This window comes from Kitasatospora sp. NPDC059817 (assembly GCF_042731835.1).
In the GTDB taxonomy this organism is placed as follows: domain Bacteria; phylum Actinomycetota; class Actinomycetes; order Streptomycetales; family Streptomycetaceae; genus Kitasatospora.
In genome coordinates, this window is the sequence record NZ_JBHWIR010000251.1 from 1 (window position 1) to 8,332 (window position 8,332).

Sequence of the window (8,332 nt, forward strand, 5' to 3'; positions counted from 1 at the left end):
CGGGCTGGCGTCTGCCGGGCGGGCTCGGTGTTCCTGGCGCCCGGTGCTAACAGCTGTGCGCTGCGGAGGGGCGCTTCGCCGCGATGTACGGCTTGCCCATGTGCGCGACGACGTCGGCCGGGCAGGTCTTGATCCAGTTGGAGCCCGCCGTGTGGTTCTTGACCTTGGCGTCGCTGCAGTACTCGACGCGGTCGGCGGTCTTGAAGCACTGGTAGCCGGGGTACCCCGCCGCCGAGGCGGTGTTGACGCCGGCGAACAGGCCGGCCGCGGCGAGCAGGGCGACGGGCAGAACGGAACGCATCCTCATGGTTTTCTCCCGTTGGTTCGTCTGGGCAGTGGCCCGATCCTGGCAGCGCGGCGGAGGCGGGGGCAACGCGACATGACATGTTTAGGTCAACCTGTGTTCGACTGAACTCCCTTCCCCTTCTTGGCCGTTGACGGCCCGTCGGGCAAGGTCAGGCCGTGAGCAGGCGGGAGCGGAGGGCGGCTATCCGGGCGGGGGAGAGGCCGAGGGCGCCGGTGGCGTAGTCCTCGACCGAGCCGTGGCGGGCGGCGAGGTCGGCGAGGGCGAGGCGGATGACCGTCTCGGGGGCGCGTCCGTAGCCGGGCCAGCGCAGGGTGCGGCCGGGGTGGGCGGCGTGCCACTCGGCGATGAGGTGCGGGGTGGCCAGCTCGGTGAGGGCGAAGTCGGCGGCGATGTCGTCCTCGGAGACGCCGAGCAGGGTGAGGACGAGGGCGGCGATGAGCCCGGTGCGGTCCTTGCCGGAGGTGCAGTGGAAGGCCACGGGCTCCTCGGCGGCGGCGATCACCTCCAGGGCCTCGCGGATCTCCTCCACCCCGTCCTCGGCGACCTCGGCGAAGCGGTCGGCGAGGTACCGCCAGGGGTCGACGTCCGGGTCGATCTCGGCCTGGTCGTAGGGGCGGTGCTCGATCGAGAGGTTGTGGTAGACCAGCCCTTCGTAGTCGGGCACCCGGCCCTTGGCGGCGATCTCCCAGGGGTAGCGGAGGTCGATCACGGTGCGCACGCCGAGGGCCTGGAGCCGGTCGAGGTCGGCGGGCGAGGTGAGCTTGCCGAGCGAGTCGGAGCGGTAGAGCAGGCCCCGGCGGACGGACCGGCCGTCGGCGGCGGGGTGGCCGCCCAGGTCGCGGAAGTTGTGCAGCCGTTCGAAGGTGAGCTGACGCATTGTCATGCGCGGCACTCTAACCAGCGGTGCCCGTGGGGCCGGCGGGCCCCCGATGCCCGGTGGGGCCTCCGTGTTAGGCGGGGCCCCGGCGCCCGGTGGGCCCCGGGTGCCCGGCGGCGCCTTCGTAGCCGGCGGTGAGGAGTTCGAAGGCGCGGTCGGCGTTGGTGGCGGCCTCGAAGTGGAGTTCGTCGGCGGTCTGGCCGTCGTCCCGGATCCGGTGCCAGTTGTGTTCGGCGAGGACCCGCTGGGCGGCGGTGACCTGGGCGGCGAGGAGGGGTGCGGTGAGGCGCCGGGGCGGGGCCAGGTCGGGGGCCTCGTGCAGCGCCCGGGCGAGGGACTGTTCGGCGCGGGCGAGGTATTCGGCGCCCCGGGCCTTCAGGCTCGGCGTGGAGTACACCAGATCGCTGAACGCCAGGACCCGGGGGTCGTCGTTGAGCCCGGTGATGGGGTCGCGCCGGGCGAGCCCGTCCAGGAAGTCCCGGTGCAGGGCGGCCAGCACCGGTTCGCCGGCCGCCCGGCCGCGGACCACGCCGGCGGCCTGGTCCTGGTGGTCGGCGAAGCGGTGGACGACCAGGTCCTCCTTGGTGGAGAAGTAGCTGAACAGCGTCGGCTTCGACACCTCGGCGGCGGCCGCGACGTCCGCCACCGAGACCGGGTCGAAGCCGTGCTCCAGGAAGAGCGCGATCGCGGCCTCGGAGATCGCCCGCCGCGTCCGCTCCTTCTTCCGTTCCCGCAGTCCGCTCATGGCGTCAGGCTAGCAGGATTTCTTGACTGAGGAAGGTCTCTGACCCGGTATGACTTTCGGGCCTGGCCGCCCGCCGCCGCTCAGGAGCTCAGCGAGTCCAGGATGCGGCGGATCGACTCCACCACCGGGGCGCCGGCGGCGGCGAGGGCGGCGACGCCGGAGATGTTGCGCAGGGCGCGGCGCAGGGTGGCGGGCGGGGTGGCCTGCCCGTTGCCGAGGTCCGCCAGCGACTCGTCCAGCACCTCGCGGTCCTCGGCCGGCACCTGCTCGCGCAACTGGCGTACGGCGGCGATGAGTTCGCGCATCGCAGCCTGCGGGTCGGCCGGGCCCTGGTGCTTGATGATGCCGATGTTGTGGTCGCCGTGCTGGGTGACCGAGTCCCCGAAGTGGATGCCGCCGCTCACAGGCTGACCTTCTTTCCGGTGTTGTGGTCGCCGTACTGGTTGATCTGGTCGCCGATGTGGACGTTCTCCACCTGGAGCGCGAACTCGGCCAGCGGGTTGTCGATCGCTTCCATGATCAGCTGGATCAGGTTGCCGACCTGCTGGGCGTCGTGGCTGACCACCGCCGTGTTCGAGGAGCTGGAGGTCTCGATGATCAGCTGGTAGACCGTGCGCATCTGCAGCCGCTTGACCAGCCGGTAGAGGCTGGCCGCGAAGAGTGCGAGCGCCACCACGCCGATCACGTTCTTGGTCGTCTCCTGGTTCGCGCCGCTCCCGAGCAGCGAACCGAGGAGGGCGGTGGCCACCAGCAGGCCGATCACCTGCCGGACGAACCGGATGATCACCCGCGCGCGCTTGGGCGGCAGCAGCTGGAACTGCCGGGCCCGGGCGATGTTGTGGAGCGGATAGGCGTCGCCGCCCACCCACAGCACCCGCCGGCTCACTCTGACGTCGATCACACTGCTTCTGCGTGCCAAGTCGTCCCCCTACCCGTAGTGGCGGGGAGAACCATAGCAACGGTCGCCGCTGGTGGCAGCCCCCGTCAGCGCAGGCGGCCGGTGCGGACGGCGTCGATGAAGGACTGCCAGGCGACGGGGCTGAAGTCGAGGACGGGGCCCTCGGGGTCCTTCGAGTCACGGACGAGCCGCCCGGGGTGGGTGGTCGCCACCTCGACGCAGTTGCCGCCGTTGTTGTCGCTGTAGCTGGACTTGCGCCAGGGGACGGTCGCTTTGCTGGGCATCATGTTGAGAAGTCCTTCTCTCACGCTGCGGATCAGATCTGCGCTGTCGCGGGGAGACGGCGCCTCCGCTTGCAGCAGATCATAGGTCCGCTGCCTGCGCTGGACTTCCTTCGGGTCATCGATGAAGTGACCCTGATCCAGGCTTTCGGAGTAGAGCCGAGTCCTGCCCTCGGGTGAGGTCACCAGGGAGACGAAAGTGCCGAACGGGAACCGCTCGCCAAGGCTGAAGGGCGCGATCTGGTGGACGATGTTCGGGCGCTGGCTCATCTCCAGCAGGTGTCCGAGCTGCTCGTACATCACCTCAGGGCCGCCGACCATCGTGCGGATAGCGGCTTCACAGTGGACGACCATGAGGAGCGGGGCGTCCTCCTCGAAGAGGCGACGCTGGCGTGCGAGTCGTGACGCGACCAGTTCCTCGATCAGCTCGGAGTTGCCTGCTGCGGTGCCTCCGCTGAACAGCGCGCGGGCGTACCCCTCTGTTTGCAGCAGACCTGAGATGCGGAGGACCTGGAACTCGCCGATCGTCGAGGCCTTGTTCTCGTAGCCCGCGTAGCGTCGGAACCAGTCGGGGTGTTCCACCCGTGCGTACCAGTCGATCTCCTTCCAGAGATCGATCAACTGGCCGCCCGCCTCCAGCAGTCGGTCCGCCGTGAGGACGAAGTCCTCCTGCGGGTTGCGGGTGCCGGCCTCGATGCGGGAGATGTGCGGGCGGCTGCACGGGATGAGGACCGCCAGCTGGCCCTGTGGCATCCCCTTCGACTCTCTCAGCTGCTTCAGCACCGCGCCGAACACGGCGCCCGCACACCACCTCATCGACGTGCTCTTCGAGTACTCCGCCCCCGCCGGCCTCTGGATCGAGGTCACCGCCATCGGGCAGTCCGGCCGCGCGGGGCCGGACTGCCCGGGTCTTCGGCTGGTGCGGCGGCTCTGCGCCGCCTGGGGGTACGACCCCGCCGAGGGCCGCTCGTGGGCCCGGCTGGCCCCGCCCGTCGCTCAGTAGCCGAGGGTGAAGCGGCGCTGGACGAACCGGGGGAGCTCGACCTCGTCGACGAGGGCGGCGCCGCGCCCGACGCCGCCCAGCGGGTCTGCGTCGGTATCGCCGGCCTCGCGGCGGACTGATCAGGTGCTGCGGTCGGCGAGCACCTCGCGGACGACGTGACGGGCGTTGGCGGTGAGGCCCGGATTGGTGTGACGGTAGTAGGGGATCGTCACCAGCGCGATGGAGAAGGCCCAGGCGCGGCCGCGGGCCCACATGGCGTCATCGGCGTGGAGCGCGGCGCGGAAGGCGGGGCGGGCCGAGGCGGGCAGCAGGTTCCAGGCGACGATCAGGTCGGCGGTGGGGTCGCCGACGCCCATCAGGCCGAAGTCGAGGACGGCGCCGAGCCGGCCGGACCGGTCGAGCAGGAGGTTCCCGGGGGTGAGGTCGCCGTGCATCCAGGAGGGCGGGCCGGCGTACTCGGAGAGGCGAAGCGCCTTGTCCCACAGGGCGGTTGCGGCGTGGGTGTCGACCGCTCCGGAGAGTTGGGCGATGGCCGCGCGGGTGGCGCCGTCGCGGGAGGCGAGCGGGACGCTGCGGTGGCCGGCCGGGCCGCCGGCCGGGTTGACGGCGCGCAGGGCGTTGACGAAGGCGGCGAGGTCGCGGGCGAGTGCGCCGGGGGCGGCGAGGGCGCCGGCGACCGGGTTGGCGCCCTCGAACCAGCGGAGCACCGACCACTCCCAGGGGTAGCCGGCGGCGGGCCGGCCGACCGCGAGCGGGGCGGGTATCGGCCGTGGCAGTCGGGGGGCCAGCGCGGGCAGCCACTGCTTCTCGCGGCGGACGTCCCCGGCCGCCCATTCCACCCGGGGGAGCCGGACGGCGAGTTCGGGTCCGAGGCGGAACATCGCGTTGTCCGTCCCGGTGGAGGTGACCGGCGTGACCGGCAGGCCGACCCAGTCCGGGAACTGGGCGGAGATCAACCGCCGTACCAGGGCCGCGTCGATGACCAGTCCGTCGGGGTGCATCCGGGTGGCAGCGCACATGCCCGGCAGCGTACAGCGCGGATCGGTGCCCTTCAGCGGATTCCCGGAATGCGTACGGCCGGCCTCAGTTCAGCGTGACCCGCACGCCGATCGTCCCGCCCTTGCCGAAGCGCAGCACGTTCGCGGTCAGCGCGATCGCGCACAGCAGCCCGTACTTGCGGCGCAGCAGCTTCCGGTAGGCGGGCGCGCGGCCGGGGTCGAGGACGGCGGTGGCCGGGACCTGCTCGCCGAGCAGGGTGCCGCGGATGTCGCTCGGCCCGACCAGCACGTCGGAGCGGTTGCGCAGCCGCTTGACCTTGCCGGTGCGGGTGACGGTGGTGAAGACCAGCGCGTCGCCGTCGCGCGCCACCCAGACCGGGGTGGGCACGGGGGTGCCGTTCTTGCGGTGGGTGGTGAACAGCAGGTACTTGGCGGCGGCGAGTTCGTCCAGCCGGGCGGCGTCCGGCGGGCGGGAGGCGTCCAGTGCGGGGGAGGTGTCCATGCGCGTCAGCGTAGGAAGGCGCAACGGGGCACTGCTTGAGTCTGGTTGGGGTCGCGGGCGGAGGGCGCCACGCCCGGCCGCCCCGGGTGCGGCCGGGAGCTGTCCCCGGCACCTGCCAGAATGCAGGGCGTACGGCGAAAGCACTGAAGGAGAAGGTGACCGGCTTCGTGACCACGCCAGTCGAACAGGTGGCCCGGCAGGCCCAGCAGGCGATCGAGCGCAAGATCGCCGAGGAACTGGGCGTTCGCGACGGGCAGGTGAAGTCCGCGGTCGAGCTGCTCGACGGCGGCGCGACCGTGCCCTTCGTGGCCCGCTACCGCAAGGAGGTCACCGGTTCCCTGGACGACGCCCAGCTGCGCACCCTGGAGGAGCGGCTGCGCTACCTGCGGGAGCTGGAGGAGCGCCGGGCGGCCGTCCTGGAGTCGATCGGGGCCCAGGGCAAGCTGGACGACGCGCTGCGCGCGCAGGTGCTGGCCGCCGATTCGAAGGCCCGGCTGGAGGACATCTACCTGCCGTTCAAGCCGAAGCGGCGCACCAAGGCGCAGATCGCCCGCGAGGCGGGCCTGGAGCCGCTGGCCGAGACGCTGCTCGCCGATCCCTCGCAGGATCCGGCGGCGCTGGCCGCCCGGTTCCTGAACGAGTCCGTCGCCGAGCCGGCCGCCGCGCTGGAGGGCGCCCGGGCGATCCTGGTGGAGCGCTTCGGGGAGGACGCCGACCTGGTCGGTTCGCTGCGCGAGCGGATGTGGACCCGGGGCCGGCTGGTGGCCACCGTGCGTGGCGGCAAGGAGCAGGACGGCGCCAAGTTCGCCGACTACTTCGACTTCGCCGAGCCGTACACCAAGCTCCCCTCGCACCGCATCCTGGCGATGCTGCGCGGCGAGAAGGAGGAGGTGCTGGACCTCGACCTCTCGCCGTACGACGGCGAGGAGGGCGATCTGCCCGGCGAGAACGACTACGAGCGGCGGATCGCCGCCCGCTTCGGCATCGCCGACCACGGCCGCCCGGCCGACAAGTGGCTGGGCGACACCGTCCGTTGGGCCTGGCGCACCCGCGTCCTGGTCCGGCTCGGCATCGACCTGCGGTCGCGGCTGCGGGCCGAGGCCGAGGAGGAGGCGGTGCGGGTGTTCGCCGCCAACCTGCGCGATCTGCTGCTGGCCGCGCCGGCCGGCACCCGCGCCACCATGGGCCTGGACCCGGGCTTCCGGACGGGGGTGAAGGTCGCGGTGGTGGACGCCACCGGCAAGGTCGTCGCGTACGACACGATCTACCCGCACCAGCCCGCGAACAAGTGGGACGCCGCGCTCGCGACCCTGGCCGCGCTGGCGAAGAAGCACGACGTCGACCTGGTGGCGATCGGCAACGGCACCGCCTCCCGGGAGACGGACAAGCTCGCCGAGGACCTGCTCAAGCGCCACCCCGAGCTGAACCTCACCAAGGCGATGGTCAGCGAGGCGGGCGCCTCGGTCTACTCGGCCTCCGCCTTCGCCTCGCAGGAGCTGCCGGAGCTGGACGTGTCGATCCGCGGCGCGGTCTCGATCGCCCGCCGCCTCCAGGACCCGCTGGCCGAACTGGTCAAGATCGACCCGAAGTCGATCGGGGTCGGCCAGTACCAGCACGACCTGAGCGAGGTGAAGCTCTCCCGTTCGCTGGACGCGGTGGTCGAGGACTGCGTCAACGCCGTGGGCGTGGACGTCAACACCGCCTCGGCGCCGCTGCTGACCAGGGTCTCCGGCATCACCGGCACGCTCGCCGACAACATCGTGGCCCACCGCGACGCCAACGGCCCGTTCCGCACCCGCCGGCAGCTCAAGGACGTCTCCCGGCTGGGCCCGAAGGCTTTCGAGCAGTGCGCGGGCTTCCTGCGCATCCCCGACGGCGACGACCCGCTGGACGCCTCCAGCGTGCACCCCGAGGCGTACCCGGTGGTGCGCCGGATCCTGGCGTCCACCGGCGGGGAGCTGAGCGGGCTGATCGGCAACGGCGAACGGCTGCGGGCCCTGCGCCCGGGCGACTTCGCCGACGAGGTCTTCGGCATCCCGACCGTCACCGACATCCTCGGCGAGCTGGACAAGCCGGGCCGCGACCCGCGCCCGGCGTTCCGCACCGCGACCTTCAAGGAGGGCGTCGACAAGATCGGCGACCTGGAGGTCGGGATGGTGCTGGAGGGTGTGGTCACCAATGTGGCCGCGTTCGGCGCCTTCGTCGACGTGGGCGTCCACCAGGACGGGCTGGTGCACGTCTCGGCGCTGTCGAGGACCTTCGTCAAGGATCCGCGCGAGGTGGTCAAGCCGGGCGACATCGTGAAGGTCCGGGTCGTCTCGGTGGACGTGCCGCGCAAGCGCATCGGGCTGACCCTGCGGCTGGACGACGAGGTCGGTCGCGACCGGGGCGGCGACCGTGGTGACCGGGGCGAGCGCGGTGAGCGCGGCGAGCGACAGGCCCGCCCGCCGCGCCAGGAGCGCCGGGGCGGCGGCCAGGACCGGCGCGGCCAGGGCGGCGGTTCGGGCGGTTCGGGCGGCTCGGGCGGCTCGGGCGGTTCCGGCGGTGGCGCGTCGCTGGCGAACAGTGCGATGGCGGACGCGCTGCGCCGGGCGGGCCTGACCGGCGGCGACGCCTCGGGTGACCGCCGCTCCGGGCGGCGCTGAGCGGCCCGAGCGGCTGGGGCGCTGGGGCGCTGAGGCGCTGAGCGGCTGACCGCCGCGGCCGGGGCCGGTGGACGTC

10 protein-coding genes are annotated in these 8,332 nt (G+C 72.4%); 2 read left to right on the forward strand and 8 right to left on the reverse strand.

The annotated features are described in order from the left end of the window. Nucleotides 1-46 precede the first annotated feature (46 nt). The 6 genes from ACFV61_RS32325 to ACFV61_RS32350 form a co-directional block, all read right to left on the reverse strand. A complete protein-coding gene (locus ACFV61_RS32325) occupies nucleotides 47-307 on the reverse strand; it encodes a hypothetical protein (protein ID WP_380495527.1) in 261 nt (86 codons plus the stop codon). 148 nt (nucleotides 308-455) lie between these two features. Then, on the reverse strand, nucleotides 456-1,190 hold the full coding sequence (locus ACFV61_RS32330; protein ID WP_380495529.1) for a tyrosine-protein phosphatase: 735 nt from the start codon (nucleotides 1,188-1,190) through the stop codon (nucleotides 456-458). Between the two features lie 67 nt (nucleotides 1,191-1,257). After that, nucleotides 1,258-1,929 (reverse strand): TetR/AcrR family transcriptional regulator, encoded by a 672-nt coding sequence (locus ACFV61_RS32335; RefSeq protein WP_380495531.1) that lies wholly within the window; start codon nucleotides 1,927-1,929, stop codon nucleotides 1,258-1,260. Between the two features lie 80 nt (nucleotides 1,930-2,009). Further along, nucleotides 2,010-2,333, reverse strand: a complete 324-nt coding sequence (locus tag ACFV61_RS32340) for a hypothetical protein (RefSeq protein WP_380346055.1) — start codon at nucleotides 2,331-2,333, stop codon at nucleotides 2,010-2,012. Continuing rightward, entirely contained in the window at nucleotides 2,330-2,830 is a 501-nt protein-coding gene (locus ACFV61_RS32345) for a DUF6232 family protein (protein WP_380487979.1), read from the reverse strand. The genes ACFV61_RS32340 and ACFV61_RS32345 overlap by 4 nt, the downstream gene beginning before the upstream one ends. Before the next feature lie 83 nt (nucleotides 2,831-2,913). Beyond that, entirely contained in the window at nucleotides 2,914-3,903 is a 990-nt protein-coding gene (locus tag ACFV61_RS32350) for a Scr1 family TA system antitoxin-like transcriptional regulator (RefSeq protein ID WP_380495534.1), read from the reverse strand. 25 nt (nucleotides 3,904-3,928) lie between these two features. On the opposite strand from ACFV61_RS32350, the gene ACFV61_RS32355 reads away from it, so the two are divergent. Then, nucleotides 3,929-4,111 (forward strand): hypothetical protein, encoded by a 183-nt coding sequence (locus ACFV61_RS32355; RefSeq protein ID WP_380495536.1) that lies wholly within the window; start codon nucleotides 3,929-3,931, stop codon nucleotides 4,109-4,111. Nucleotides 4,112-4,230: 119 nt separating this feature from the next. Here ACFV61_RS32355 and ACFV61_RS32360 read toward each other — a convergent pair whose 3' ends face one another. Both ACFV61_RS32360 and ACFV61_RS32365 read right to left on the reverse strand, forming a co-directional pair. Next, nucleotides 4,231-5,130 (reverse strand): aminoglycoside phosphotransferase family protein, encoded by a 900-nt coding sequence (locus ACFV61_RS32360; RefSeq protein ID WP_380495538.1) that lies wholly within the window; start codon nucleotides 5,128-5,130, stop codon nucleotides 4,231-4,233. A 64-nt stretch (nucleotides 5,131-5,194) separates the two neighbouring features. Further along, nucleotides 5,195-5,611 (reverse strand): PPOX class F420-dependent oxidoreductase, encoded by a 417-nt coding sequence (locus ACFV61_RS32365; RefSeq protein WP_063347049.1) that lies wholly within the window; start codon nucleotides 5,609-5,611, stop codon nucleotides 5,195-5,197. Between the two features lie 167 nt (nucleotides 5,612-5,778). Between ACFV61_RS32365 and ACFV61_RS32370 the strand changes: the two genes are divergently transcribed. Beyond that, the gene (locus ACFV61_RS32370) at nucleotides 5,779-8,256 is read left to right on the forward strand and encodes a Tex family protein (RefSeq protein ID WP_380495540.1); all 2,478 of its coding nucleotides are present in this window, start codon (nucleotides 5,779-5,781) and stop codon (nucleotides 8,254-8,256) included. Nucleotides 8,257-8,332: the final 76 nt, after the last annotated feature.